Origin of the sequence: Variovorax guangxiensis, from assembly GCF_003952165.1 — a bacterium.
Classification (GTDB): domain Bacteria; phylum Pseudomonadota; class Gammaproteobacteria; order Burkholderiales; family Burkholderiaceae_C; genus Variovorax; species Variovorax guangxiensis.
Genome location: NZ_RXFT01000007.1, coordinates 22,506 through 48,099 on the forward strand (window position 1 = coordinate 22,506; position 25,594 = coordinate 48,099).

The 25,594-nt window shown below is 64.7% G+C and carries 20 protein-coding genes; 11 read left to right on the top strand and 9 right to left on the bottom strand.

Annotated elements, in window-relative coordinates:
* Nucleotides 1-83: 83 nt before the first annotated feature.
* On the top strand, nt 84-827 hold the full coding sequence (locus tag EJP67_RS17275) for a hypothetical protein (protein ID WP_126022954.1): 744 nt from the start codon (nt 84-86) through the stop codon (nt 825-827).
* A gap of 720 nt (nt 828-1,547) precedes the next feature.
* Here EJP67_RS17275 and EJP67_RS17280 read toward each other — a convergent pair.
* A complete protein-coding gene (locus EJP67_RS17280; RefSeq protein ID WP_165909643.1) occupies nt 1,548-1,901 on the bottom strand; it encodes an ATP-binding domain-containing protein in 354 nt (117 codons plus the stop codon).
* A gap of 464 nt (nt 1,902-2,365) precedes the next feature.
* On the opposite strand from EJP67_RS17280, the gene EJP67_RS17285 reads away from it, so the two are divergent.
* From EJP67_RS17285 to EJP67_RS17295, 3 genes are all read left to right on the top strand, one after another.
* Complete coding sequence (locus tag EJP67_RS17285; RefSeq protein ID WP_126022956.1) at nt 2,366-6,838, top strand: RHS repeat-associated core domain-containing protein; 4,473 nt, start codon at nt 2,366-2,368, stop codon at nt 6,836-6,838.
* A gap of 3 nt (nt 6,839-6,841) precedes the next feature.
* Nucleotides 6,842-7,234: a DUF4279 domain-containing protein gene (locus EJP67_RS17290; RefSeq protein ID WP_126022957.1), complete on the top strand. Its 393-nt coding sequence runs from the start codon at nt 6,842-6,844 to the stop codon at nt 7,232-7,234.
* 666 nt (nt 7,235-7,900) lie between these two features.
* Entirely contained in the window at nt 7,901-8,668 is a 768-nt protein-coding gene (locus EJP67_RS17295; RefSeq protein WP_126022958.1) for a response regulator, read from the top strand.
* A gap of 22 nt (nt 8,669-8,690) precedes the next feature.
* Here EJP67_RS17295 and EJP67_RS17300 read toward each other — a convergent pair whose 3' ends face one another.
* From EJP67_RS17300 to EJP67_RS17315, 4 genes are read right to left on the bottom strand one after another with little or no spacing between them, the layout of a single operon-like run.
* A complete protein-coding gene (locus EJP67_RS17300) occupies nt 8,691-9,917 on the bottom strand; it encodes an NAD(P)/FAD-dependent oxidoreductase (protein ID WP_126022959.1) in 1,227 nt (408 codons plus the stop codon).
* An 18-nt stretch (nt 9,918-9,935) separates the two neighbouring features.
* Complete coding sequence (locus EJP67_RS17305) at nt 9,936-10,253, bottom strand: non-heme iron oxygenase ferredoxin subunit (protein WP_126022960.1); 318 nt, start codon at nt 10,251-10,253, stop codon at nt 9,936-9,938.
* Between the two features lie 8 nt (nt 10,254-10,261).
* Nucleotides 10,262-10,732 carry an aromatic-ring-hydroxylating dioxygenase subunit beta gene (locus EJP67_RS17310; protein WP_126022961.1) on the bottom strand — a complete coding sequence of 157 codons (471 nt, stop codon included), beginning with the start codon at nt 10,730-10,732 and terminating at the stop codon, nt 10,262-10,264.
* 3 nt (nt 10,733-10,735) lie between these two features.
* Entirely contained in the window at nt 10,736-12,004 is a 1,269-nt protein-coding gene (locus EJP67_RS17315; protein WP_126022962.1) for an aromatic ring-hydroxylating dioxygenase subunit alpha, read from the bottom strand.
* A 138-nt stretch (nt 12,005-12,142) separates the two neighbouring features.
* On the opposite strand from EJP67_RS17315, the gene EJP67_RS17320 reads away from it, so the two are divergent.
* On the top strand, nt 12,143-13,060 hold the full coding sequence (locus EJP67_RS17320) for a LysR family transcriptional regulator (RefSeq protein ID WP_126022963.1): 918 nt from the start codon (nt 12,143-12,145) through the stop codon (nt 13,058-13,060).
* A gap of 19 nt (nt 13,061-13,079) precedes the next feature.
* Here the strand turns inward: EJP67_RS17320 and EJP67_RS17325 are convergent, their stop codons facing one another.
* Nucleotides 13,080-14,681, bottom strand: coding sequence for a phospholipase D family protein (locus EJP67_RS17325; RefSeq protein WP_126022964.1), 1,602 nt, complete (start codon nt 14,679-14,681; stop codon nt 13,080-13,082).
* 178 nt (nt 14,682-14,859) lie between these two features.
* Here EJP67_RS17325 and EJP67_RS17330 point away from each other — a divergent pair, with 178 nt between their 5' ends.
* The 4 genes from EJP67_RS17330 (at nt 14,860) to EJP67_RS17345 (ending at nt 20,620) form a co-directional block, all read left to right on the top strand.
* Nucleotides 14,860-16,959 carry a TonB-dependent siderophore receptor gene (locus EJP67_RS17330; RefSeq protein WP_126022965.1) on the top strand — a complete coding sequence of 700 codons (2,100 nt, stop codon included), beginning with the start codon at nt 14,860-14,862 and terminating at the stop codon, nt 16,957-16,959.
* A gap of 29 nt (nt 16,960-16,988) precedes the next feature.
* Nucleotides 16,989-18,188, top strand: a complete 1,200-nt coding sequence (locus EJP67_RS17335) for a PepSY-associated TM helix domain-containing protein (protein WP_126022966.1) — start codon at nt 16,989-16,991, stop codon at nt 18,186-18,188.
* A complete protein-coding gene (locus tag EJP67_RS17340) occupies nt 18,185-18,397 on the top strand; it encodes a hypothetical protein (RefSeq protein ID WP_126022967.1) in 213 nt (70 codons plus the stop codon). The genes EJP67_RS17335 and EJP67_RS17340 overlap by 4 nt, the downstream gene beginning before the upstream one ends.
* 63 nt (nt 18,398-18,460) lie before the next feature.
* Nucleotides 18,461-20,620 carry a TonB-dependent receptor gene (locus tag EJP67_RS17345; RefSeq protein WP_126022968.1) on the top strand — a complete coding sequence of 720 codons (2,160 nt, stop codon included), beginning with the start codon at nt 18,461-18,463 and terminating at the stop codon, nt 20,618-20,620.
* A gap of 24 nt (nt 20,621-20,644) precedes the next feature.
* Here the strand turns inward: EJP67_RS17345 and metK are convergent, their stop codons facing one another.
* Nucleotides 20,645-21,829, bottom strand: coding sequence for a methionine adenosyltransferase (metK, locus tag EJP67_RS17350; protein WP_126022969.1), 1,185 nt, complete (start codon nt 21,827-21,829; stop codon nt 20,645-20,647).
* Between the two features lie 220 nt (nt 21,830-22,049).
* Between metK and EJP67_RS17355 the strand changes: the two genes are divergently transcribed.
* Nucleotides 22,050-22,940: a lysophospholipid acyltransferase family protein gene (locus EJP67_RS17355; protein WP_126022970.1), complete on the top strand. Its 891-nt coding sequence runs from the start codon at nt 22,050-22,052 to the stop codon at nt 22,938-22,940.
* Nucleotides 22,937-23,821 (top strand): LpxL/LpxP family acyltransferase, encoded by an 885-nt coding sequence (locus EJP67_RS17360; RefSeq protein WP_126022971.1) that lies wholly within the window; start codon nt 22,937-22,939, stop codon nt 23,819-23,821. The genes EJP67_RS17355 and EJP67_RS17360 overlap by 4 nt, the downstream gene beginning before the upstream one ends.
* Here EJP67_RS17360 and EJP67_RS17365 read toward each other — a convergent pair.
* Nucleotides 23,815-24,729, bottom strand: coding sequence for an alpha/beta fold hydrolase (locus tag EJP67_RS17365; RefSeq protein WP_126022972.1), 915 nt, complete (start codon nt 24,727-24,729; stop codon nt 23,815-23,817). The two genes, EJP67_RS17360 and EJP67_RS17365, sit on opposite strands and share 7 nt — an antisense overlap.
* A gap of 88 nt (nt 24,730-24,817) precedes the next feature.
* A complete protein-coding gene (gene yihA, locus EJP67_RS17370; protein ID WP_126022973.1) occupies nt 24,818-25,567 on the bottom strand; it encodes a ribosome biogenesis GTP-binding protein YihA/YsxC in 750 nt (249 codons plus the stop codon).
* Nucleotides 25,568-25,594 lie beyond the last annotated feature (27 nt).

Sequence of the window (25,594 nt, forward strand, 5' to 3'; positions counted from 1 at the left end):
CGTTAGATATCCAGGCGCCTTGACAGAGCAGGGCTCCTCGGGCGGCTGGACCTTCGGATTGCATTCAACAAGGAGGGAAATGCATGGCGGAGAAATGGGAATTCGAGGAGGCCCTCGAGTGCTTCAAGGTGATCGATTCGTCGTTGCGCTGTATCTATCGCGGCGAGCATCACATGTATCGCGCACTCTCAGGGCAATTGCGGATCCTGCTGTGTGACAAGAAGCCGCTGTTGCTGCGGCTGTGCGCCAACCTTATGCTTGCAGCCTTGGCTGAAGTTCGCGACCACGCACCCGGCTCGTTTCCTCCAGAACTTGCGCACCTGAATGCACTGAGCTTCGCGGAGATGGACTCTTTCACCATCGCGTGCATGCCCTTCGAGGTCTCGATTTACTTCAATGGCGTCGAAGACTGCAAGGCCTTACTGCATCGAGATCGAAAGCTTCTTCCTCTCGAGGAATGGACCTCGCAGATCGTCCTGCTCGATCCTGTGCCTGTCACCATCCGTCAGCTCATACGCACCGTGGCTGACCGCGGCGGCGGCGCACATGTCCACCATTCAAAGGATGCGTTGCTGCGGGCGCTTCGCAAGGGCATGCCATCACGAATGACTCAGGACGCTCTGGTGATCGTTGCTCTAGCCAAAATGATGCAAGGCGTCGGGCTTCAGTTCATCCAGCTTTTTGAGCGATTCGGGCATACGGCCGGTCTCCCGCTGGAAGGCTTCGACCCCAACCACGTTTCGGTGTTGAACGCCGCCAGGGTGCCGAAGGAATGCTTTCAGCATGCTAAGCAAGCATTCAACCTGCTCTGCGTACGAGCTGTTTGAATTGCCACGCACAGTGCCGATTCTGCGCAAGCGAAGCCGATCGCCGAGGACTGACGATACGGCCGGCGGCCGTGTGCAACTGCGACGCAGCCCCGCGTCCAAACGGCCTTTGGCCGCCGTCTCGGTGAGCGGGGACATTGATCTCGGAGTCCGGGCCGTCGTGTTGGCATTGGAAACGATGACCGTCTTGCTGGAAGGTCTATGAACGTGCATACCTTGGCCGACAGATGTTTCTGGCTGGGATGGACCGCAAGGATCTGGTTTTCGATCCGTAAGTCGGCTTCGGACCGGTGCTCGTCGTTCGCTTCACGCTCCTCAAGCGCTAGCTGCAGCCCTTGTCGGTGTGCTTGCCGCATGCTGCAATTCCAAACTGTCACGGCGGAGCAACTGTCGCTGAATGCCGAACGTCGGCTTCCTGGGCAAAACCGTGAGTTCAACGCGCGCCTGGCAACCGCCAGCAATCGCTGCGTAGCCGCCTTTTGGGGTAAGACCGCTTCAGACTGCGAGCGGTCCGTCGCTGCGGGAGGCTCAATGACTGATTCCAATGGAAGCGGACACCCGCCGCGATGCCTATCGCCAACGTATTTCAACTACATCGAGATGTTCTACAACTCAAGCGGTGGCACTCGGCAGTTGCACACGTTTCTCCTCAGTGTTCGAACAGCGCCATTCTCAGCAGCCCGCGAGTGTCTAGGAAATCTGCGGCGATTCAGGCAGTGTCTACCCTGCCGCCTGAATGAACTCTCGGACCGTGCGGACGGCCCTGTTGCTGCCAACGACGGCCAGCAGCGACTTCGCGCGCGTGGTTCCGACATAGACCGTCTCCCAGGTGGCCTCGTCGACGACCTCGTCGCCAACCCAAAGGACAACGGCTTGGGCTTCGAGTCCTTTGAACCGCGAGAACGTTTCGAGGAGCACTGCTCCGTTGACGCTGTGCGTTTCGGAGACCCAGCGAATGCCCTCAGCGGTCAGTCGCGGGCCCAGTAGCTCATAGCAGTGAGCTTTGGGCCGCTTGGCCACCAGAACTGCGACGTCGTGAGCGTTGAGGCCTTCAACCGCGACCCATTGCCGCACACGTCGGCTGATGGCACTCGAGCAGTGAACTTTCGGACCTGAAGCGGGCCATCGGCAGCAAGTTCAAGACGCTGGTGAAGTGGAATCCAGATGATCTGTCTTATGTGTACCTGAAGAATCCCAGGAGCGATGAATGGCTTGTGTTACCAAGCCTGCGGCGCGAGTACTGGCCCTGTGAGTTCCTGTCTGAGAATCGGAGAAGGAGCATCTTGACCCTTCGTCGTGCTGTCACAACAGCACGCGCGAACTTTCATACTCACTCCGGCGAGTGCGACTCAAATGACCTCGTCCAGTCATTGGTCGCGAAAGGATGTTCGGCTATCTTGAAACAACTTGTACGGCCTTTGCGTTAACAACGCAGCACCTGAGGGGGTGATTGGCTGAGAAAAGAAGGACCGAATCGATAGAGCATTACTGCAGGTTCGTCGGTTCACAAGCAAAAAGCCAACACATAGGGGAAGTGCATGGCATTCAAGACGAACTTGTGGGCGCGCTTTGCGTCCTGTGTTGTGCAGCTTGGCTGGGACAACACCCGCCTGATTCGACCGATTTCAGCTGTACTTCTCGGCTCTGTTTTCTTTGTACACGCGCAAGCGGCAATCCAGCCGATCAAGGAATGGAAAGGTGCTAGAACGGGCGATAAATGGTTCTCCACTCAAGCGGAAGTCTGTGATGCCCAAGGGCCAGGTGGCGCCGCGGTGTATTCAGGTGCGTCTTACAGTGGCCAATACCGTTTGCCGCCCGATCTACTTTGCCAAGTGGGCGTCATTTTTCCGCCTCCGAACAACGGCGGCATTAGCTGGTACCACCAAAGCATAGGTCTGTACCCAAGGGCTTGTCCGGCAAACAGCAAATTCAACTATGGACAGACAGCTTGCGATTGCAACGACGGGTTTCAGGACGATCCCTCCCACACCGCCTGCGTAGCAGTCGCGCCAGAGCCTGCTTCAGATGACTCGTGTGTGGGCAATCCCATCATTCCATCGACCGGTGACAAGGTTCAATCGGAAACTGATTTTGTTGACGGAGGTGCTGACGCACTGTCATTCGAACGGACTTATCACAGTACTTGGGGAAACGACCTTTTGCGGGAGGGAAGCGGCTTGGGCCTTCCCTGGGGGCACAACCACAGCACATTGTTACGGCAAACGCCGAGTAGCAATCCAACGGCTGTCACGATCGTCAGCCCCGAGGGATTTTTGCGTGGTTTTATCAAGCAGGCTGGAGCGTCGGTGTGGTCGCCGTCGGGGAACGCAGATTCCTTAGTCCAAGCGTCAGGAGGGAACTGGATCTATCGCCGCGCCGATGACGACGCAACCTTCAATTTCGATGCCGCAGGAAAGCTTCAAACAGTCACCAGACGGAATGGTCGTGTGACCATCTACGCCTACAACGGGGCGGGACAACTCGCCTCTGTGACCAATGCATTTGGTAGGGCCTTGACTTTCGCGTACAACACCACTGGTCGACTTTCGACTGTGGCGCTGCCCGACGGGCGTCTCCTGGGATTTGTCTATGACATTGCGGATCGGCTGGTGTCAGTGCTTTACCCTGATGGACGAAGCCGCTCCTATCTTTATGAGAACTCGGCATTTCCACAGGCGCTGACTGGAGTGATCGACGAGTCAGGTGCTAGGTATGCGACCTTCGCTTACGACACGGAAGGTCGGGCCGTCAGTACAGAGCACGCAGGCGCTGCCAATCGTTATCAGGTCAGCTATCCATCAAAAGGCACTGCGTCGGTAGTTGACCCGCTCGGAACCGCGCGAACCTACACCTATTCGTTCAGCAATGGAAAGGTAGCGACAACTGGCATCAATCTTCCTCCAGGGGACAGTGACAGCCTCATCGCATCAAGGCAATTTGATTCGACGAATGGCCTAGTTCTTTCCGAGTCTTCATTTCGAGGCTTTGGCATAAAGAGCACGAACTGGGATGTTGCCCGGCGATTGCCGCTCGTTATTCGTCGGGCGCCTGGTTACCCTGGAAGTCAAAGCATCAGTATTCAATGGCATGCCGCTTTCTCACTGCCGATTCTTGTCACTCGCAGCGGAGGCCTGAGCACCGCATACACCTACGATGCACAAGGCAACCTTCTGACCCGGACGGTGACGGATTCCAGCGTCTCCCCTAGCACCGTCAAGGTCTGGCAATGGAGCTATACGTCTCAAGGTCTGCTGAGTTCTGCCACAGAACCCAACGGTGCGATTACGACATATGCATACGACACCCGTGGCAATGTCCTGACGTCCACCAACGCGCTGAGCCACGTAACCAGCTACGTTTACGACAATAGCAACCGCGTAGTGAGCTCGACAGCCCCCAATGGTCTCGTCACTACCTACACCTATGATCTACGCGATCGCCTACTGACCCAAACTGTCGGAAGCCAAACCACAAAGTTGACTTATATGCCCTTCGGCGGCATCGAGTCGGTGACGTGGCCCAGCGGTCTCGTCCTAACCTACATCTATGACGCGGCCCAGCGCTTGACTGGTTGGAGCAACAGCCGGGGCGAAGGCGGAACCTACACGCTCGATGGCATGGGTAATCGCACAAGCGAGCAAGTGCGAGATGCCGCCAGCAATGTGACATGGAGCGTGCTGCGGGCGATCAACTCGATTAATCGGCTAGCTGCCAAAACGGAAGGTGCCGATCAGTCAAGGACTTATGTCTACGACGCGAATGGCGCCATCGAAAAAGAGACCAACGGTCTGAATCAAAGCACCCGCTATCAACGAGACTTTCTCGAGAGAATTACGACCGTCAGCGATGGCGCAAGTTCGTCCGCTGGTATTTCATATGACTCGCTCGATGGCATCACACGATTGAGCGACTTCAAAGGCGCGGTTACTACGTACACCCGTGATGCGGCGGGACGTGCTCGAAGCGAGACCAGTGGAGACATCGGAACTCTGAAGACCGACTATGACCAATTAGGCCTCCCGAATCAGATCACCGACGCCCTGGGCCACGCCACGACTATCACCCGCGACGCCCTAGGCCGCTCCACCGGGCTGGTCTTCGCCGACGGCAAGACCACTACCCTGCGCTACGACCTCACGGCCAACAGCAAGGGGTATCTGTCGGAGATCCTCGACCGAAGCGGCACTACCGAGTACACCCGGGATGCCTTCGGGCGAGTGACCCTCAAGAAGCAGACCCTGGCCAACGGAAGCGTCCAGCAGGTCAGCTACGCCTACAACCCCAACGGCACCCTGGCGAGCATCGGCTATCCCAACGGCGGCACCCTCAGCCACGTCTACGACGCCACGGGCCGCCTCACGGGCTTGAACTGGAACGGTAACCCGCTGGTCAGCGGCATCGCCTGGAACCCGCTGGGCCAGCCCACCGCCTGGACCTGGGCCTTCACCTCCAGTAACCCGAGGCTCGGGGCCAGCCGCAGCTACGACACCGCAGGCCGGCTCACGAGCACCGAGTTCAGCAGCTACGGCTATGACGCGGCAGGCCGCATCACGAGCCTGACGCAGAACCTGTACTTGCCCGGCGACACCGATCCGACCCACAGCACCATCGCCAATGCCAACGTCACCTGGAGCGTGGGCTACAACAGTGTGGGGCGGATCACCAGCTTCAACGCCACGGGCAACACGGCAGGCTTCGGCTACGACGCCAACGGCAACCGATCCAGCAGCACCCGGGTGCTGAACGGCCAGACGACGAACCGCACCTACTCGATGGCCTCTAGTAGCAACCGGCTCACAGGCTTCACCCAGACCATCAACGGTGCGAGCAACACCAGCGTCACCTATGGCTACAACGCCAACGGCGACCTGTTGACCGACGGGCTTCGCAGCTATACCTACGACGCCGAGGGCAGGCTGGCTGCGGCCACGACAGGCGCGACCGATGTGAGCCCGACCACACGCTATGCGCATAACGCGCTGGGGCAGCGGGTGTTCAAGACGGAGCCGCTGTACCCACCCACCCAGGGCGACGAGGCCGACCCTGGCTTTATGGCCAGCTTGATCGCGTTCTTCACGAAGCTGTGGAGCCCGAGCATCACACAGGCCGAGCAGCTGGGTTACGCCTACACCTATAACGAGCAGGGCACGCTGATCGCTGAAGTGGGCAGCGGGGGCACGGCCAGTGCCGGACAAAGCCAGTACATCTACCTGCCCACTGCCAACGGCCCGATGCCGATTGCGGCGGTCATCGATGGCACCACCTATGCCGTGCACAGCGATCACCTGAACACGCCGCGTAAGCTCACGAACGCGGATGGCCAGGCTGTCTGGCAGTGGGGCTACAGCGCCTTCGGGGAGGACAAGCCCACCACGGCAAGGAACCGATTCGCCAACACGGAGACCATGCCCAACCCGGGCACGACCAACATCGCCGAGGTGAAGTTCAACCTGAGGTATCCGGGCCAATACTTAGACGACGAATCAGGACTCTCCTACAACTACTTCCGCAGCTATGACTCAAGGACCGGGCGCTACAGCCAGCCTGATCCGATCGGGATGGAGGGTGGATGGAACCGGTTCGGGTATGTCGCTGGAAACCCGCTGGGCTATGCGGATCCATTTGGCTTGGCTGTTAACTGTGAGACCGTTGTAAACCTCGGGGTCGTCGCAATACAAAAATGCACGGAGGATGGGAAAACACCCGGAGAGCAAGACGCAAAAGACGCGAAGAGGATGAGTGGGAAGCAACTCGAGAAAGCGTGCAAGGCAAATGGCTATGAGGATGCCCACGCGATGAAGAGGGATCTCGGACTGGATTCAAAAAGCGACATTTTTGCGGACAAAAATGGCAACATGTATTCCGGGCCTCGGCAGGGAACAGGAACACCGCAGTATTTGCACATGAATACATCGGGCATCACACCTGCCCCATCACCGACTCCTGCCCCGTCCCCTGTTCCACCTGCGCCACCAGCCCCACCTGCGCCACCTGCGCCACCAGTCCCCTGAAAAGTGACCGCGATCAAAAGACTTATGCAACTAGACTTTCAACTGCTCGGAACCACGACTCCTCCTAAGGAGATATCGACTGCTACGGGAATTTCGCCAGATGTCGAACTAGAGCAAGGTGAACGCAACAGAGAACTAAATCTGCCTCGACAGAATGTTTGGTCAATCAAGTCGAAGGTGAAGTCAGAGGTGTTGGCCGAGCACTGGGAAGATCTTGAAAGATCTCTGAAGCCATCAATAGTGGCGATCAAAGATGCCGCGCAGACTGGTCGAGCTGTTTTCACAGTCGTTGTCACGGGAGAAGGAAGAATACCTTCGATCCAGATACCCTCAGGAATGTCGATGTTTGCAGGCTTGGTGAACGCCGTGATCGACATAGATCACTTGCAGTACTAGGCTAGGTAGAAGTCAACAAGTTCGCGATGGTGATGACTCGGAGTTTTTCTTAACTCGCGAGTCTGGCAACCCTCGGAACTGTCCTTTCAAACATTGCACGAAACTCGGGCCGCGTGCCGCTAGTTAGCCAAGATGCACGACCAGATGTAGGGTTAGGCAAAGTTCAGAGTTAGGTGAAACAGATCTCCGAAGATTCCGACTTAGGTGAGACAAGAATCCCGCTGAATATGGATCAAGTCGCGCTAAGTTGTTGACTTACAAGGACGCGGTATCTCGAGCTGAACGAACATCGACAGCGGGTTTCCAGATCTCTCGCTTGTTGGCCAGGCAAGGAGCCGGGGCCATCAGTCGATGCAGATCGATGATTCAGGCCCGACGCCGCTGCTCGCCAGGCCGGCAAGTCGCTCTTCGGGGCCAGGCAAGTGATGAGGCACGCGGGACGGCGCTCATGGGGCTGCTAATGGATTAGATCAATCAACGGCCCCGGCCCTATAAATCCCGGTTTTTCACCCGGCCTTGGTGCCGATGCCGAACTTGGCGGATCGAGCCGGTTTCCATGATTTTGCATTTGATTTTACGCAGGGCCGATGGCTCGCGCGGGCTGCGGGGAACGATGAGTTCGAGAAACGAGGCCTATCGGAGCCCGCCACCGAAAGACCCGCTCGCATGACCGCTTCCCATCGCTGCGATGCGATCGCGGTCGTCGACGACGACCCGCGCCTGCGGCAACTGGTCGGCGGCTATCTCTCCCAGGAGGGCTACGAGGTGTTCGAGGCCGAGAACGGCAGTGCGCTTTCGTCGATCCTGCAGCGCCGTGCCATCGACCTCATCGTGCTCGACGTGCTGCTGCCGGGCGAGGACGGCTTCTCGGTCTGCAGGCGCCTGCGCGCCACGGGCACGCGCACGCCGATCATCATGCTCAGCGCGAAGGCCGAGGACGCCGACAGGATCGCGGGCCTGACGATGGGCGCTGACGACTATGTCTGCAAGCCCTGCAATCCCCGGGAACTGCGTGCCCGCATCCAGGCGATCCTGCGGCGCAGCCCTCCGAAGGAGGAGCCGGGCGGACCTTCGATCGCGAACGAGGTCGTGCGTTTCGGGCCTTTCGAATTCAACATGGGCACGCGCACGCTTCGCAGGGACGGGCGCATCCTCGGCATCACCACCGTGCAGATCGCGATTCTCAAGGTGCTCGTACGGCACACGGGCCAGCCGATGTCGCGGGAGAAGCTCGCGCAGGTGGCGCGCGGGCGCGAACTCGGCGCCTTCGACCGCAGCCTGGATGTGCAGGTCTCCCGGTTGCGCAAGCTGCTGGAGGACGGGGCGTTTTCCTATATCCAGACGGTATGGGGCGTGGGCTACATGTTCGAGCCCAGCGGCAAGGATGGCGGCATCCGGTATCCGTCGGGGCCCGGCCACGCGGCCTCCTGGTAGCTCCGGGCTGCCTCGGCGCCGCTCAGAGCCTGGACAGCGGCACCTGAAGATCGGCAAGCTGCTCCGGCGTGACCTCGGTGCCGCGCTCGATGAGCCTTCGCGCAAACCGCAGATCGCGCGCCGCGTTCGGCCCCAGCGCGGCGGCGACCTTGCCGCCATCCAGGAAGAACACGACGAAACTGTCGCTCTCCATGTCGCCGCGCATCACGGCGCGATGCCCCGGCGCCGGCATGCCGAATATCTGGAGGTTGATGCCGTACTGGTCGGACCAGAACCACGGAAGCGGCTGGTGATCGACCGCGATGCCCAGTGCGGAGCGCGCGGCCGCGATGCCCTGCTCCTGCGCGTTCTGCCACGACTCCAGCCGCATCCGGCGGCCGGCGCGCTCGCAGTGCCAGACGGCGACGTCGCCGGCGGCGAGGATGTCCGGGTCGGAACTGCGGCATTGCGAGTCGACCACGATGCCGCCTTCGCACTGCAGTCCGGCCTCGCGCGCGAGCTCGTCGTTCGCGATCAGGCCGATGCCGGCCAGCACCACGTCGCAGGCCAGCGTGCGTCCGTCGACGAGCGTGGCGATCAGGCCGTTGCCGTCCGCGCCTTGCGCCAGGCGCTCGATGCCCATGCCCAGTTCGACATGAACGCCGTGCGAGGCGTGGAGCCGAAGCAGGTAGCCGGATATCTCAGGCGCAACGGTGCGCTCGCAGAGGCGCTGCATCGCTTCCACGACCGTGACCTCCAGCCCCTTCCTGCGGGCGGTCGAGGCCACTTCGAGCCCGATCCATCCGCCACCGATGACCAGCAGCCGCCTGCCCGGCACGAGCGCGGCTCCCAGCGCCGCGGCATCGTCGAGGTTGCGCAGCGTGAAGACGCCGGGCAGCTCCGATCCGGGAATGCCCAGCCGCCGGGCACGGCCGCCGGTGCAGAGAATCAGTTTGTCGTATCCGACGACGTCGCCGCCGCTCAGGTGCAGTCGCTTCGCCGCGCTGTCGATGCGCGTCGCGCTCACTCGCGGGCGCCAGTCCACGTTGAGCGCGTCGAAAGCTTCGGGCTTCTGCAGGCTGGTCGTCTCCGGAAGGGCTTCACCGGCGAGAACCGATTTCGACAGGGGAGGGCGCTCGTAGGGGCGATGCGCCTCGTCGCCGATCAGCACGATCCTGCCGCCGAAGCCTTCGCTGCGCAGTGTCTGCGCGGCCCATCCGCCGGCCTGGCCGGCGCCGACGATCGCGATCGTCTTTTCTTCAGCGCTCATGGTTCGTGCCGTTGCAGATCAGCCCAGCGAAAGAAATACCCGCCCGCCCTCGATCTTCACGGGATAGGAGCGGATCGCTTCGGTCACAGGCGCGCAGGTGGGCTTGCCGTTGCGCACGTCGAACTTGCCCTGGTGCAGCGGGCACTCGATCTCGTGCCCTTCGAGAAAGCCTTCGCACAGGCGGGCATGCCCGTGCGTGCAGATGTTGTCGGTGGCGTAGACATTGCCTTCGACGCTGTAGAGCGCGACTTCATTGCCACCCACGAGGACGGCGATCACGTCGTCCGCCGGTACGTCGTCGACCGCGGCGGCGTCGGTCCATTGCAGCTCACTCATGGCGGTCCTCAGATCGGATAGATGACGGAGTTCGGGATCATTTCGCTGTCGTAGATGACCTGGCGCGAGGCGAATTTCAGGCCCTCCTCGGTGCGCACCACCACGTCGATGTAGCGGCCCACGCTGAAGACGCTCGAAAGCTCCGAGAGCTTGGTGCGGAAGACCGCGTAGTTGGCCTCCGACTCGATGCGCCCCGGCTCGGCCTTCAGCACCACGGGTGCGCCCACCACGTGGCGCTGGTAGTACGGGTCGTGGAAGAGGGTCTCGCGGATGCCGTAGACACGATCCTTCAGCATGCCCTTGCTCTCGAAGGAAAGCGTGGCGAGAGGAAAGCCGCGCTCGTGGTTCTCGCGCGGCTGCAGCCGGTAGACGCAGTCTTCCGTGAAGAACTCTGGCCAGAGTTCCCACTGGCTGGAGCTCACGGCCTGGGCGTAGCGGGCGTAGAGCTGCGAAAGCTCGAAGTATTCCTGGAAGTCCATCGATCAAGCCTCCATCACCTTGCGCCAGTACTCGTACATGCCCCGGATCAGCGTCTCGGTGACCATGTGGTCCGTGTCGCCGACCTCGCGGCCGCCGAGTTCGGCGAGCGTGCGGTGGAATGGCTTCTGCTCGAAGCCCTTCTGCGAGAGCTCGATCACCTCGCCGTCGTCGGCCGAGACGAAGCCCGCGGGGCCGAAGAGGTTGGCCTGGCGCAGCCGGCGCTGCGTCATCTCCTCGGTGTCGTCCTCGAAGCCGAAGTGCGTCCAGACGAAGTCGAAGGCGCCGGGGCCGCTGGGCTGGATGTGCCGCGTCGAGACGCTGTTGACTTGCTGCTGCAGGATCACGCTCGGGAAGAGCGTCATCATCACCGCCGTCGGCCCGCCCCACCAGGGCTCGGGCACGATGTCGAGGAAGCGCGGGTCGTTGAGTTGCATGCTTTCCTTGAAGCTCGACACCTGGGTCACCTGGTCTGCCTTGCCGCTCGCGCCGCGCGTGGAAATCATGGCGGCGTGGCGGTGGTGCCGGTCCATCTTCAGCTCCGACTTGTTGTCCGCGCGCCAGAGCCCGAAGGTCACGAACCAGGTGTGCAGCAGGCCGGGGTGGTACGGGTCCTTGATGTTCTCCTGCATGAGCTTCCAGTTGCCCGGAATGCGCTGGCGGTTGTAGCCGAGGATGGTGAGCTTGCGGCCGTTGAAGAGCCGGTCGAAGTAGCCGAGGATCTCCGGGCCCATGAAGTCCTCGAGCGATTCGACCTCGGGGTCGAAGGCCGCGAAGACCACGCCGCCGCGCCGCGCCACCTTGAGCTTGTTGAGGCCGTGCTCGGCCGGCTTGAAGTCGGCCGGCATGCCGCCGTTGACCTTGCCGTCCTGCTTCACGCCGCGGCGGAAGGGCACGCCCTGCAGGTCGCCTGCGAGCGTGTAGTTCCATTGGTGGTAGGGGCAGGTGAAGCCGCCTTCCTTGCGGTTGCCGTGCCGCTCGCGGCAGAACTGCATGCCGCGATGGGCGCAGACGTTCTCGACCACGCTGATGGAGTCTTCCGCATCGCGCACCATGATCACCGAGCGCTCGCCCACCACCGTGCGCTTGAAGTCGCCGACAGCCGGAATCTCGGCCTCCAGGCCGACATAGCTCCAGTGGTTGCGATAGAAGAAGCGCTCCAGCTCCTGGCGGTGCAGGTCGGCCTCGGTGTAGGCCATGAAGGGGATGCGGCTGGTGCCCTGGCTCTCCCAGTGGATCTTCTGGGGGAAGACCGCCGATGCGGTGTCGTCCATTCTTTTGTCTCCTTGGCCGTCCGGTGGCGGGCGGCGTTCGTCTCTCGTGGGTGCGTCGATGATCCGCATTCGGGCGTCATCGCTCAATAGAATGTGATCAATAGTTCATATTGATTTCAAGAATGTGAGAAGCCGGCGATGGAGCTGAAGGACATCGATCTCAACCTCCTGGTCGTCTTCCAGCAGCTGCTCGTCGACCGCCGGGTCTCCAAGGTGGCCAGCAGCCTGGGTCTCTCGCAGCCGGGCGTGAGCAACGCGCTGGCGCGGCTGCGCAAGCTCACCGACGATCCGCTCTTCCTGCGCACGCCCAACGGCATGGAGCCCACGCCCTATGCGCAGCAGCTCGCGGAGCCGACGGCGCGCGCGCTGCAGGTCATCCACGCGGCGATGAACCAGAAGGCCTCGTTCGATCCGGCCACGTCGAAGCGCGCCTTCACCGTCGGCATGACGGACATCGGCGAGATCTACTTCCTGCCCAGGCTGATGAAGGAGATCGCGCGCGTCGCGCCCAACGTGTCGCTGAGCACCGTGCGCAACACGGCGGTGAACCTGCAGGACGAGATGGAGGCCGGCCACGTCAGCCTCGCGATCGGCCTGCTGCCGCAGCTGAAGGCGGGCTACTTCCAGCGCAGGCTCTTCAGGCAGAACTATGTGTGCATGTTCAGGCGCGGCCATCCGCTGGACGGCAGGAAGAAGGTGACGCTCGACGACTTCTCCGCCGCCGATCACGTCGTGGTGGTTTCGGACGGCACGGGCCACGGCAAGGCAGACGAATTCCTCGACCGCAAGAAGATCACGCGCAAGGTGGTGCTGACCGTGCCGCACTACGTGGCCGTGGGGCACATCCTGCACGACTCCGACCTCGTCGCGACCGTGCCCGAGAGACTCGCGCAGGCACTGGCGGGGCCCTTCGACCTGTCCTACGTGCGGCATCCGGCGAAGCTGCCGGAGATCGCGATCAACCTGTTCTGGCACGGCCGCTTCCACAAGGACCCAGCCATCGCGTGGCTGCGCTCGCTGATCATCGGGCTCTATGGCGAGGGCGGGCCGGGCTGAGGAGCGGGCCTCGCCGCTGCTACAGCTGGTCGGTGGGTACGAACCACGAGAAAAGCAGCAGCTGCAGCCGGGTCAGCATGCTCGAGTCGGGTTCGCTGTCCAGCACCTCGTTGTCGACGTCGCCGGTACCGACCCACTGCACGCTCTGGCCGTCGGGCTTGAGGGTGACGCGGTACACGCCCTCGATGTCGTCGAGCTGGTAGGCGAAGAGCAGGGCCTGGGTCAGGTCGAAGCTGCGCACGCGCACGCCGAACTCGGTGTTCAGGCGGGCGGAGCGCGGGTCGAGGTTCATGGAGCCGAGCAGCACCCATTGCCGGTCGACCAGCGCCAGCTTGGCATGCAGCCGCCCGCGCGCCTTCTTCAGCAGGGTGCGGAACTGGTCGCTGCGCTTCAACTGCTGCGTGCTCACCTCGTACAGGTTCACGCCGAGCTTGAGCATGTCGACGCGGTAGCGGTTGTAGTTGATGTTGACCAGCGGCTCGTCGCTGTCGGCCAGCGAGTTGGTGATGACGGTGATGTTCACGCCATGCTCGCGGCCCATGCGGATGCGCTCCATGCCCTCGTCGCCCGGAATGAAGTAGGGCGAGATCACGACCACGCTCGAACGGGCCGTGGCCAGCATCTCGTGGAAGCGCTGCGCGAGCGGCTCGACCGGGTGGGCCATCACGCCCAGCGCCTTGTTGGGGCTGTCCGCGGAGGCGTGGGCCTCGGCGCGCATCCATTTCGCCTCGTCGATGTCGGCAAGCTGCGCGCCCAGCGGCGGATCGCCGAGCAGGTCGGAAAACGGCAGCGGGTCGGGCGGCGGCGCGTGGGCGGGGGAAGTCGCTTCCTCGAAATCGGCCTTCAGCGCCTGCGGCGTGCGGCTGGTACCGGCCACCCGCTGCAGCGGGTAGACCACGTCGCTGTTCCAGTAGGTGTCGAAGATGGCGGCGGATTCGGGCACCACGGGGCCGGCCAGCAGCAGCTCGAAATCGATGAAGTTGGCGCTCTCGCTGCGCAGGAAGTACTCGTCGGCGAGGTTGCGGCCACCCGCGATGGCCATGGCACCGTCGGCCACGAACAGCTTGTTGTGCATGCGGTGATTGAGCCGGCGGAAGTCGGAGAAGAACTCCAGCCAGCGCCCGGACGAATGGTCGCGCGCATTCACGAAGGGGTTGAAGAGCCGCACCTCGACGTTGGGCTCGGCTGCGAGGCCGAGCAGCAGGCGGTCCATGCCTGCCGTGTAGAAGTCGTCGAGCAGCAGCCGCACGCGCACGCCGCGGCGGGCGGCGTTGCGCATCTCGCGAAGCAGCAGGCGGCCGGTCTTGTCGTTGCCGAGCTGGTAGGTCTGGATGTCGAGCGACGACTTCGCACGTCGCATCAGCTCGAGCCGCGCGTCGAGCGCGAAGGAGGCCTCGATCAGCGGCCGCATGCTGCTAAGGCCGTCGGGCGGGGTGTTGAGGCTGATGGCCGCGCGGCCCAGTTCGGTGGCCGGCGAGGCGGGGATGGCCAGCGTGGGCGGCTCGGGCGTGCGCGGCGGCAGGCCGGCGCAGCCGGTGAGCGCGGCGACCGCCACGAGCGCCATCAGCCGCAGAGCCGGACCGCGCAATGCGGGAAACAGAAGGGCGATGAGCTTGAGCATGAAGGCTGCCAACGCACGGTGAGCGTGCGGGCGGCATCGTAGCCGTTTCGCCTTCGCGCAGAAGACGCAATTTCGCAACGCAACGCCCTTCATCCAAGGCGGTGATTCGGGAAGGCGGAAATTTGTCACGCATAAAATGCGAATCGTTCTTATTAATTTGTAGAGGAGCGGAGCGGGAATGAAGAGGTTGGTGGCGCGGCGCAAGGCTGCATCGGTGCTGGCGGGATGCCTGGCGATCTACACACAGCATCAGGTGCTGGCCCAGACGACGAATGCAGCCTCGCTGCCGGAAGTGCGGGTCGATGCCGGGGCCGAAGCCGAGACGGCGACCACGCCGGTGATCGGTTACCGGGCCAGGAATGCGGTCACCGCGACCAAGACCGATACCCCGCTGTCGGAGACGCCGCAGTCCGTGACCGTGGTCACCCGGGACCAGATGGTCGACCAGGGCGCCACCAATCTGCAGGACGCGCTGAATTACGCGGCCGGTGTGCGCTCCGATGCCTACGGGCTCGATTCCCGAACCGACTCCGTGCGCGTGCGCGGCGCCTATCCTGACGTGTACCTGGACGGCCTGCGCCAAGCCTACGGCTACTACACCAGCACCACCCGCACCGAGCCCTACACGCTGGAGCGCCTCGAGGTACTGCGCGGCCCGTCGGGCATGCTGTTCGGCGCCGGCACCGCGGCCGGCGTGGTCAACATGGTCAGCAAGCGGCCGCTGCAGGAAGCCCAGCGCGAAGTGGGCGTGCAGTTCGGCAGCTTCGGCCGCAAGCAGATCCAGGCCGACCTCACCGGTCCGCTGAACGCCGACGGCTCGCTGTCGTATCGCCTGATCGCCCTGCAGCGCAAGTCCGACACGCAGGTCGACTACGTGCCCGACGATCGCAGCGTGATCGCACCCTCGCTCACCTGGCGTCCCAACGCCATGACTTCGCTGACGCTGCAAGGCCTCTGGCAGAAGGACAAGAGCGGCAGCAGCTCGCAGTTCCTGCCGTGGGAGGGCACCCTGCTGCCCAACCCGAACGGGCGCCTGCCGAGCAGCCGCTTCATCGGCGAGCCGGGCGACTACTACGACAGCGAGCGCAAGACTTTCGGCTGGCAGTTCGAGCACAAGTTCAACGACAGCTGGACCTTCCGCCAGAACTTCCGCTACGCGCGCAACGAAAACGACAACCGCTACCACTATGGCGGCGCCTTCGCCGGCGCCGAGAGCTGGGACGCCACCGATCCGGTCTTCAAGCGCGTGCTGGGCCGCTACTACGACAGCTCGCTCACGCGCAACCGCACGCAGACGCTGGACAACCACGTCGAAGGCCATTTCCAGACCGGCGCCCTGAAGCACACGCTGCTCGTGGGTGCAGACTTCGCGCGCCAGCGCGAGAACGTCTGGGTCGGCACTACCTACGACACCATCGACGTCTACGCACCGGTCTACGGCCATCTCGACGAGCCGATACGGGACGCCCGCCCGCGCACCCGCCAGCGCCAGACCGGCGTCTACCTGCAGGACCAGATCAAGCTCGACAACTGGATCTTCGTCGCCGGCCTGCGCCACGACAGGGCCGTGTCCAGCGCAGCGGGCAGCGAGTCGGACACCAGCAGCGCCACCACCAAGCGCTTCGGCGTGATGTACGCCTCGCCCTCGGGCTGGTCGCCGTACCTGAGCTATGCCGAGTCGTTCACGCCGCAGGCCGCGCGCGAAGGCCGCATCTTCAAGCCGCTGCGCGGCGAGCAGTGGGAAGTGGGCGTGAAGTACGAGCCCAAGGGCCGCGCCGTCGCATTCAGTGCAGCGGTGTACGACCTGCGCGAGAAGAACCAGATCGCCGAGCCGCAGCCCAGGGTGTTCACGCAACTGGGCGCCACCAAGACGCGTGGCGTCGAACTGGAGGCCAAGGGCTCCGTCGGTCCCAACCTCGACCTCATCGCCCACTACAACTACACCGACGCCGACGCGCAGATCGAGGGCCTGCCCAAGCACCAGGCGAGCGTCTGGGCCAAGTACAAGTTCTCGATCGGCGGGGTGAACGGCTTCTCGGCCGGCGCCGGCCTGCGCATGATGAGCTCGTTCCGCGACCTGCAGTCGGGCGTGGGCCCGCGCATTCCGGGCGTAACGCTGGCCGACCTCGTGTTCGCCTACGAGACGGACCGCTGGCGCTATGCGCTAAACATCAACAACGTGACGGACAAGGCCTACTTCAGCACCTGTCTGTCGCGCGGCGACTGCTGGTACGGCGCGCGCCGCAACATCGTCGCCAGCGCGACCTACCGTTTCTAGAACCCCTTCCTCGATAGAACAGCCACGACATGAACAGCAGAAAGATCAAGACCTGGGCCTGGGTGCACAAGTGGAGCAGCCTCGTGTGCACCGTCTTCATGCTGCTGCTGTGCATCACCGGGCTGCCGCTGATCTTCCACCACGAGATCGGCCACCTGCTGGGCACCGAGGTCGAGGCGCCGAAGATGCCGGCGGACACGCCGCGCGTCAGCCTCGACCGCGTGCTCGAGGTCGCGAAGGCCAGGCACCCCGACCGCGTGGTGCAGTTCGCCTCGCAGCCCGAGGACGACGACGGCCTGTGGTTCGTCACGCTCACGCCCACGCCGGCGCCCACGGACGACTTCAAGTCGGTCGCGGTCGACGCGCGCACGGGCGAGGTGCTCGCGCAGCCGAAATTCGACGAGGGCTTCATGTACGTGATGTTCAAGCTGCACGTCGACCTCTTCGCGGGTCTGCCGGGCAAGCTGTTCCTCGGGTTCATGGGCCTGCTGCTGCTGGTGGCCGTGGTCTCGGGCGTGGTGGTGTATTCGCCCTTCATGCGCAAGCTCGACTTCGGCACGGTGCGGCGCGAGAAGCGTCCGCGCCTGAAGTGGCTCGACCTGCACAACCTGCTGGGCATCGTCACGCTGGTGTGGGTGTTCGTGGTGGGCGCCACCGGCATGATCAACACCTGGGCCGACCTGGTCATCAAGTACTGGCAATACGACCAGCTCAGCGCGCTGCTGACGCCCTACAAGAACGAGCCCGTCGTGGCGGTGAACGACCGCGCCTCGGTGCAGCGCTCGATGGAAGCCGCGATCCAGGCGACGCCCGGCATGAAGCTGTCGTTCATCGCGTTCCCGGGCACGTCGTTCTCGAGCCCGCACCACACGACCTTCTTCCTGCGCGGCAACGAACCATTCACGTCGAAGCTCTTCCAGCCGGTACTGGTCGACGCCAAGACGGCGGAGGTGACCGCATCGCCCAAGCTGCCCTGGTACCTGTGGGCGCTGCTGGTGTCGCAGCCGCTGCACTTCGGCGACTACGGCGGCATGCCGATGCAGATCATCTGGGCACTGCTCGACATCGCGACCATCATCGTGCTGGGCAGCGGCCTGTACCTGTGGCTCAAGCGGGGCAACACCGCGCCGGCAGCCTCGAGGAAGGTGCTGGAACACGAAGAGAGCAAGCCCGAGCACGTCGGCGTCTCGCAACCCGAGCCGGCACCGGCGATGAAGGCGCAGGCATGAAGCCGCAGCACCATCATCACGGCTTCTGGCAGATGTGGGGCTGGCCCATCGTGCTGGGCGTGCTCACCACCTTCGGCCTGATCTCGGCGCTCTTCAGCGACGGCGGCCTGGGCGACGTCCTGGCCTGGATCGCGCTGGGCATCCCGTGCGTGGTGTGCGTCTGGTACGGCTGGTGCAGGAAGCGGGCCGAGAAGGCCGGCGAGTCCTAGTTTTCCCTGAGAGTCGCGCCACCGCGACACGCGCGGCCGGCGCGCCAAAGCAGAATCGGCGCGATGAAGAACCTCGCGCCCGTTGCCTTCACCGCCGCCGGCCTCCTCCTTCTGCTCGCCGCGCCGCCGGCCGCGCGGGCGCAGCAGGATCAGCCCGCCGCCGGCCCGGGCCCCGGCAGCAACGCCCCGAGCCTGCGCGAGATCACCGTATCCGTTCCCCGAGGCGAGGTCGCGCCCTTCAACGTGCCCGGCTCGGTCGACCGCGTCGATGGCGACGAGATGCGCGACAGCCGCCTGCAGGTCAACCTGTCCGAAGGCCTCGGCGCGGTGCCGGGCCTGCAGGTGCAGAACCGGCTGAACTACGCGCAGGACCTGCAGCTTTCCATCCGCGGCTTCGGTGCGCGCTCGACCTTCGGCGTGCGCGGCGTGCGCCTCTATGTCGACGGCATCCCCGCGACCCTGCCCGACGGGCAGGGCCAGACATCGAACATCGACATCGGCTCGCTGGACCGCGTCGAAGTGCTGCGCGGACCGTTCTCCGCCCTCTATGGCAACTCCTCAGGCGGCGTGGTCCAGGCCTTCACCGCCTCGGGCGAGGGGCCGCCGCGCCTGTCGTATTCGCTCGCGGGCGGCAGCTTCGGCACCTGGCGGCAGTCGTTGAAGCTCAGCGGATCGCAGGGCGCGGTGGACTACCTGCTCGACGCGAGCCGCTTCCACACCGACGGCTGGCGCGAGCACAGCGCCGCGAAGCGCGACATCGCCAACGGCAAGCTCGGCATCGCGCTGGACAACGGCGACAGGCTCACGCTGGTGTTCAACAGCGTGCGCATAGCCGCGCAGGACCCGCTGGGCCTCACCGCCGACCAGTACGCCCTGGCGCCGCGCAACGCGCCGCTGGCCACGCAGTACGACACGCGCAAGACGGTCGAGCAGACGCAGGCCGGCCTGCTCTACGAGCACCGCATCGACGCCACGCAGGGGCTGCGGCTCATGGTCTACGGCGGCCAGCGCAAGACCGTGCAGTTCCAGTCGATCCCGCCGTCGGCGCAGCAGAACCCGCTGCACGCGGGCGGCGTGATCGATCTTTCGCGCCAGTACGGCGGTGTCGACCTGCGCTGGAACGCCGCGCTCACCCTGGCCGGCCGGCCCTTCGACATCGTGGCCGGCCTGGGCTACGACAGCCTGCGCGAAAAACGCCGGGGCTACGAGAACTACCTCGGGCCGGTGTCGGCGCCCGTGCTCGGCGTGCGAGGGCGGCTGCGGCGCAACGAACTCAACGAGGCCTGGAACCTCGACCCGTACGCGCAGGCCACATGGCGGCTCACCGACCGCTGGACGCTCGAGGCCGGCGTGCGCCGCAGCAGCGTGCACTTCGACTCGCAGGACCGCTACATCGTCGGCACCAACCGCGACGACAGCGGCAGCGCGCGCTACGGCAAGACCCTGCCGGTGGCCTCCCTGCGCTACCAGGCGACGCAGGACCTGGCGCTGTACGGCTCCATCGGGCGCGGCTTCGAGACGCCGACGCTGAACGAGCTTTCCTACCGCGCCAACGGCGCGAGCGGCCTCAATTTCGCGCTGCGCCCGTCGGTCAACGACAGCATCGAGATCGGCGCCAAGGCTCGGCTCGCCGGCGGCCTGCTCACGGCAGCGCTGTTCCAGACCCGCACGCGCGACGAGATCGTGACCGACACCAACGTCGGCGGCCGCGCCACCTTCCAGAACGCGGGCCGCACGAAGCGCAACGGCCTCGAACTGGGCTGGCAGCACGAGACAGCGAACCACTGGCGCACGCAACTGGCCTACACGTGGCTGGACGCGACCTATCGCGACGCTTTCTGCTCGCCGTCTCCGTGCGGCACCGCGAACACCGTGGCTGCGGGCAACCGCATTCCGGGCATCGCGCGGCAGTCGCTGTTCGCGTCGCTGGGCTGGGTGCCGCCCGAGGGCTGGCGCGCCGGCATCGAGATGCGCGCGCTCGGGCGCATCCAGGCCAACGACGCCAACACCGCGAGCGCGCCGGGCTATGCCGTCGCGGCGGTGTATGCGGGCTACCTGAAGAAGTGGGAGCGCTGGGAGTTCAACGCCTTCGCGCGCGTCGACAACCTGTTCGACCGGCGCTACGTGGGCTCGGTGATCGTCAACGAAGGCAATGCGCGCTATTACGAGCCTGCGCCGGGCCGCAACTGGACGGTGGGGCTGAGCGGCGCCTACCGCTTCTGACGCCCCACCATCTTTTTCTCTTGCTTACTTGAGGCCGGCTGCCGCGCGCAGTGCGGCGGCCTGGGTGGTCGCTTCCCAGGTGAACTCGGGCTCCTCGCGGCCGAAGTGGCCGTAGGCGGCGGTCTTCTGGTAGATCGGGCGCAGCAGGTCGAGCATCTGGATGATGCCCTTCGGACGCAGGTCGAAATGCTCGCGCACCAGTTCCGCGATCTTCTCGTCGGGAATCACGCCCGTGCCTTCGGTGTAGACCGTGATGTTCATCGGCTGTGCCACGCCGATGGCGTAGGCCACCTGGATCTGGCACTGGCGCGCCAGGCCGGCGGCCACGATGTTCTTGGCGACGTAGCGCGCGGCGTAGGCGGCCGAGCGGTCGACCTTCGACGGGTCCTTGCCCGAGAACGCGCCGCCGCCGTGCGGGCAGGCGCCGCCGTAGGTGTCGACGATGATCTTGCGGCCGGTGAGGCCGCAGTCGCCCTGCGGCCCGCCGATGACGAAGCGGCCGGTCGGGTTGATCAGGTAGCGCGTGTCCTTCAGCCACTCCTTGGGCAGCACCGGCTTGATGATCTCCTCGATGATGGCTTCGTTGAACGATGCCTTCATCTTGGTGGGCGTCTCGCTCTGGTCGGGGCTGTGCTGGGTGGAGAGCACCACGGTGTCGATGCTGTGGGGCTTGCCATCGACATAACGCATCGTCACCTGGCTCTTGGCGTCGGGACGCAGGAAGGGCAGGCGGCCGTCCTTGCGCAACTGGGCCTGGCGCTCGACGAGGCGGTGCGCGTAGTAGATGGGCGCGGGCATCAACTCGGGCGTTTCGTCGCAGGCGTAGCCGAACATCAGGCCCTGGTCGCCGGCGCCGGTGTTCAGGTGGTCGTCGCTCGCGTGGTCCACGCCCTGGGCGATGTCGTTGGACTGCTTGTCGTAGCAGACCATCACGGCGCAGCCCTTGTAGTCGATGCCGTAGTCGGTGTTGTCGTAGCCGATGCGCTTGATGGTGTCGCGCGCGACCTGGATGTAGTCGACGTGCGCGTTGGTGGTGATCTCGCCGGCCAGCACGACCAGGCCGGTGTTGGTCAGCGTCTCGGCTGCCACGCGGCTGCGGGGGTCCTGCTCGAAGATCGCGTCGAGGATGGCGTCCGAGATCTGGTCGGCGACCTTGTCGGGGTGGCCTTCGGAGACGGATTCGGACGTGAAGAGGAAGTCGTTCGCCATTTGTTCAAAACTCCTTGATTTGACTTGGCGCGTTGCCAACTCTGCGGAGCTCTGGCGAACGCTTTAGCAGATGCCGATTTCTCGGCCCGGCACAATCGCATTGCTGCGCTTGTGTTTGTCGCCCTGCAAGTTGTTCCGTAACTCGGCGACAATTTGCATTCTATTCGAGCCGCGCAATACCATGCGCGCGCGTCCGTGTTTTGACTCCCTCCCGTATTCGATGATCACCCTGTTCCGCCTGCTTGCCCGCGTGCCGATGCCACTGATGCATCGGTTCGGTGCATTGCTGGGCTGGCTGGTCTGGTGGAGCGCGCCTGGCTATCGCCGCCGCTTCAAGGCCAATGCCGAGAGCGCGGGCTTCGGCCCCGAGCAATACCGCCCGGCCATCGCGGCCGCCGGCAAGATGGCGTCCGAGCTGCCTTGGCTCTGGCTGCGTCCGCATGGACAGACCGTGCTGAACCGCGTGGTGCGCTGGGAAGGCGTCGAAGCCTTCGAGGCGGCCATGCAGGCGAAGAAGGGCGTGATCCTGGTCGCGCCGCATCTCGGCAGCTGGGAGATGTGCGGCCAGGCCATCGGCGAGCGCTTTCTGCCGACCTACGGGCCGATCACCGCGCTGTTTCGCCCCGCGCGCAAGAAATGGATGGCCGACCTGATCGCCGCCGGCTCGCGCGACCGGCCCGGCCTGCAGACCCTGCCCACCAACAACACCGGCGTGCGCGGCCTGATCCGCACACTGCGCAGCGGCGGCTACACCGGCATCCTGCCCGACCAGGTGCCTCCGCTGGGGCAGGGCGTGTGGGCGCCCTTCCTCGGCCGGCCCGCCTACACCATGACCCTTCTTCCCCGACTCGCGCAGCAGACCGGCGCGGCCTGCTTTTTGAGCGTGTGCGAACGCCTGCCGCGTGGCGCGGGCTACGTGATCCGCTTCGAGCCCATCGTCGGCACCGCGCTGACCGACCCGTCCGCTCCCATCGAGGATGCCGCTGCCGCGATGAACGATGCCATCGGCCGCCTCATCCACGGCCTGCCGGGCCAGTACGTCTGGGACTACGCCCGCTACAAGGAACCGCGCGCCGAGCGCGTGGTCGCCGCCGCAGGGGAAGCTGCATGAGCCTCGGTTCCCGACTCGGCATCGGCTTCATGCGCGTGATCGCGCCGCTGCCGCTGCCCGTGGTGCGCGGTTTCGGCGCGTTCCTCGGGCGCATCCTGCACACCGTGGCGGTGCCACGGCGGCGCGTGGTCGACACCAACCTGGCGGTCTGCTTCCCCGACAAATCGGAAGCCGAGCGGCGCGCCATCGCGCGCGAGACATTCGTCTACGTGGCGCAGTCCTGGCTCGATCGTGGCTGGCTCTGGCATGCGCCAGAGAAGACGGTGGCGAGCCGGCTCAAGGTAGTGGGCGCGGCCTCGGAGATCAGCGAGATCGCCGAGGGCGATGCGCCGATGATCCTCTTCGCGCCGCACTTCTACGGCCTCGACGCGGCGGCCACCGCGCTCACCATGCACACCGCGCGCCCCTCGGCCACGATCTACACGACGCAGCGCGATCCGATGATCGACGCCTGGATCCGCGAGGGCCGCACCCGCTTCGGCGACGTGGCGGCGCTCAACCGGGTGGACGGCATCAAGCCGGTGCTGCAGGGCCTGCGCAAGGGCGGCCTGCTGTACCTGCTGCCCGACATGGACTTCGGCCGCGACCAGACCATCTTCGTGCCCTTCTACGGCGTGCAGGCGGCCACCGTGCCGTCGCTGTCGCGCTTCGCGCGGCTGGGCAAGGCCAAGGTGGTGCCTGTGGTGTCGAAGCTCACGCGCGAGGGCTATGAAATCGAGATCCTGCCGACCTGGCAGAACTTCCCGACCGACGACGTCGAGGCCGACACTGCGCTCATGAACGAGCGGCTGCAGGGCTACATCGACACGATGCCGTCCCAGTATTACTGGGTGCACCGCCGCTTCAAGACGCGGCCCGAAGGCGAGCCGCCGATCTACTGATTCCGCTGCAGGAATCCCTCGATCTCGCGCGCAACCAACTGCGGCTGCTCGTGCACGATCCAGTGGGTCGCGTTCGGCACCTTCTTGATCTCCAGCTTCGGCACGTACTCGTCGAGTCCTTCGAGCAGGCCGGGCAGCAGCGCGGCGTCGTCGAGCGCCCAGAACACGAAGGTCGGCACTTCCACCACCAGGCGCTCGCGCGGCAGCACGGGGATGCCGTCGACGGTCTGGCCGGGCAGCGGCGGCTTCATCGGCGTCACGCGGTAGAGGTTGCAGGCGCCCGTGAGGCCCGCGCTCCAGACTTCGCGATACTGCTGCTTCACTTCTTCGGTGAGCCAGCCGAAGCCGTCGGGGCCGGCCTTCATCAGCAGGAAGAAGGGCCACATGCGCTTGAAGTCGTCGGCCGCGAGCAGCGCCTCGGCGTCGGGGCGCGCGAGGAAGTTCATGTAGGCGCTTGCCTGCTGCTGCGCCGGGTTGTTGCGCAGCTCGCGGGTGAAGGTGCCCGGGTGCGGCGAATTGATGATGACCAGGCGTCCGACCTGCTGCGGGAAGGCATTGGCATAGCCCCAGCCGAAGGCGCCGCCCCAGTCGTGGGCGACCAGCGCGGCCATGGTGCCGTCGGCGCTCTCGGTGGCGGCGAGCTGCTGGATGTCCTGGATCAGCAGGGGCGCCTTGTAGGCAGCCACGTCGGTGGGCGAGCTCGACTTCTCGAAGCCGCGCAGGTTGGGCGCCACGCAGCGGTAGCCGCCGTGGGCCGGGTCGGCGAAGTACTCGAGCAGTTCGTCCCAGATGAACGCGGCCTCGGGGAATCCGTGGAGGAACACCATCAGCGGCCGGCCCGGCTGGCCGGCGGCGCGGCAGCTCAGGGTGGTGCCGTTGGGCAGGCTGCGCTGGAATGTCTCGATCATGCTTCTTGTCTCCTTCGGGTTGACTGGTGTCGCTATTGTTTTGATAGTGAACTTCGCAGATGGGACGATCGGTACAGCCTGTTGCGTATCAGGCGTCTTCCGGTGGTGGCGTCGGCTCGGGGCCGGCGGCCGGTTCCTGGGCGTCTTCGGGGTGCACCCAACGCCACAGCAGCTGCGCCGCCTCGCCCACGCCCTGCTTCTTCAGGGCCGAGAACAGTTTCACCTCGCCGCCACCGGCCTGCAGTCGCGTAATGGACAGCACCTTGGCGCCCTCGCTGCGGGTGAGCTTGTCGGCCTTGGTGAGCAGCACGAGGAACTTCAGGCCCTGCTGCACGCGCGGGCGGATCACGTCGAGCAGGATCTCGTCGAGCTCGGTCAGACCGTGGCGCGGATCGCACATGAGCACCACGCCGCGCAGGTTCTCGCGCGTCATCAGGTAGTTGCCCATCACCCGCTGCCAGCGCAGCTTGGCCTCGCGCGGCACGGCCGCGTAGCCGTAGCCGGGCAGGTCGGCGAGCACCGCGTCATCGACCTTCTGCTTGCCGATGCCGAACAGGTTGATGTGCTGCGTGCGGCCGGGCGTCTTGGAGGCGAAGGCCAGGCGCGTCTGCTGGGTGAGGGTGTTGATGGCGGTCGACTTGCCCGCGTTGGAGCGGCCGACGAAGGCGATCTCGGGCAGGTCGAAAGGGGGCAGATGCTCCAGCTGGGGCGCGCTGGTGAGGAAGTGGGCGGTGTGCAGCCAGCCCAGCGCCATGCGTTCGCGTTCGGCAACCTTGGGGTCTGCGGCGGGCGCCGCGCGGGGAGGATAGGCGGCGGGCTTGGCGCGCGGGGAGGGCATCTACGGACTTTCGAAACAGGGCCCACA

Excerpts from the sequence above, each read along its gene's own strand:
- EJP67_RS17275 (WP_126022954.1), top strand. The coding sequence starts at position 84 with ATGGCGGAGAAATGGGAATTCGAGGAGGCCCTCGAGTGCTTCAAGGTG.
- EJP67_RS17285 (WP_126022956.1), top strand. The coding sequence starts at position 2,366 with ATGGCATTCAAGACGAACTTGTGGGCGCGCTTTGCGTCCTGTGTTGTG.
- EJP67_RS17295 (WP_126022958.1), top strand. The coding sequence starts at position 7,901 with ATGACCGCTTCCCATCGCTGCGATGCGATCGCGGTCGTCGACGACGAC.
- EJP67_RS17300 (WP_126022959.1), bottom strand. The coding sequence starts at position 9,917 with ATGAGCGCTGAAGAAAAGACGATCGCGATCGTCGGCGCCGGCCAGGCC.
- EJP67_RS17305 (WP_126022960.1), bottom strand. The coding sequence starts at position 10,253 with ATGAGTGAGCTGCAATGGACCGACGCCGCCGCGGTCGACGACGTACCG.
- EJP67_RS17310 (WP_126022961.1), bottom strand. The coding sequence starts at position 10,732 with ATGGACTTCCAGGAATACTTCGAGCTTTCGCAGCTCTACGCCCGCTAC.
- EJP67_RS17315 (WP_126022962.1), bottom strand. The coding sequence starts at position 12,004 with ATGGACGACACCGCATCGGCGGTCTTCCCCCAGAAGATCCACTGGGAG.
- EJP67_RS17320 (WP_126022963.1), top strand. The coding sequence starts at position 12,143 with ATGGAGCTGAAGGACATCGATCTCAACCTCCTGGTCGTCTTCCAGCAG.
- EJP67_RS17325 (WP_126022964.1), bottom strand. The coding sequence starts at position 14,681 with ATGCTCAAGCTCATCGCCCTTCTGTTTCCCGCATTGCGCGGTCCGGCT.
- EJP67_RS17330 (WP_126022965.1), top strand. The coding sequence starts at position 14,860 with ATGAAGAGGTTGGTGGCGCGGCGCAAGGCTGCATCGGTGCTGGCGGGA.
- EJP67_RS17335 (WP_126022966.1), top strand. The coding sequence starts at position 16,989 with ATGAACAGCAGAAAGATCAAGACCTGGGCCTGGGTGCACAAGTGGAGC.
- EJP67_RS17340 (WP_126022967.1), top strand. The coding sequence starts at position 18,185 with ATGAAGCCGCAGCACCATCATCACGGCTTCTGGCAGATGTGGGGCTGG.
- EJP67_RS17345 (WP_126022968.1), top strand. The coding sequence starts at position 18,461 with ATGAAGAACCTCGCGCCCGTTGCCTTCACCGCCGCCGGCCTCCTCCTT.
- metK (WP_126022969.1), bottom strand. The coding sequence starts at position 21,829 with ATGGCGAACGACTTCCTCTTCACGTCCGAATCCGTCTCCGAAGGCCAC.
- EJP67_RS17355 (WP_126022970.1), top strand. The coding sequence starts at position 22,050 with ATGATCACCCTGTTCCGCCTGCTTGCCCGCGTGCCGATGCCACTGATG.
- EJP67_RS17360 (WP_126022971.1), top strand. The coding sequence starts at position 22,937 with ATGAGCCTCGGTTCCCGACTCGGCATCGGCTTCATGCGCGTGATCGCG.
- EJP67_RS17365 (WP_126022972.1), bottom strand. The coding sequence starts at position 24,729 with ATGATCGAGACATTCCAGCGCAGCCTGCCCAACGGCACCACCCTGAGC.
- yihA (WP_126022973.1), bottom strand. The coding sequence starts at position 25,567 with ATGCCCTCCCCGCGCGCCAAGCCCGCCGCCTATCCTCCCCGCGCGGCG.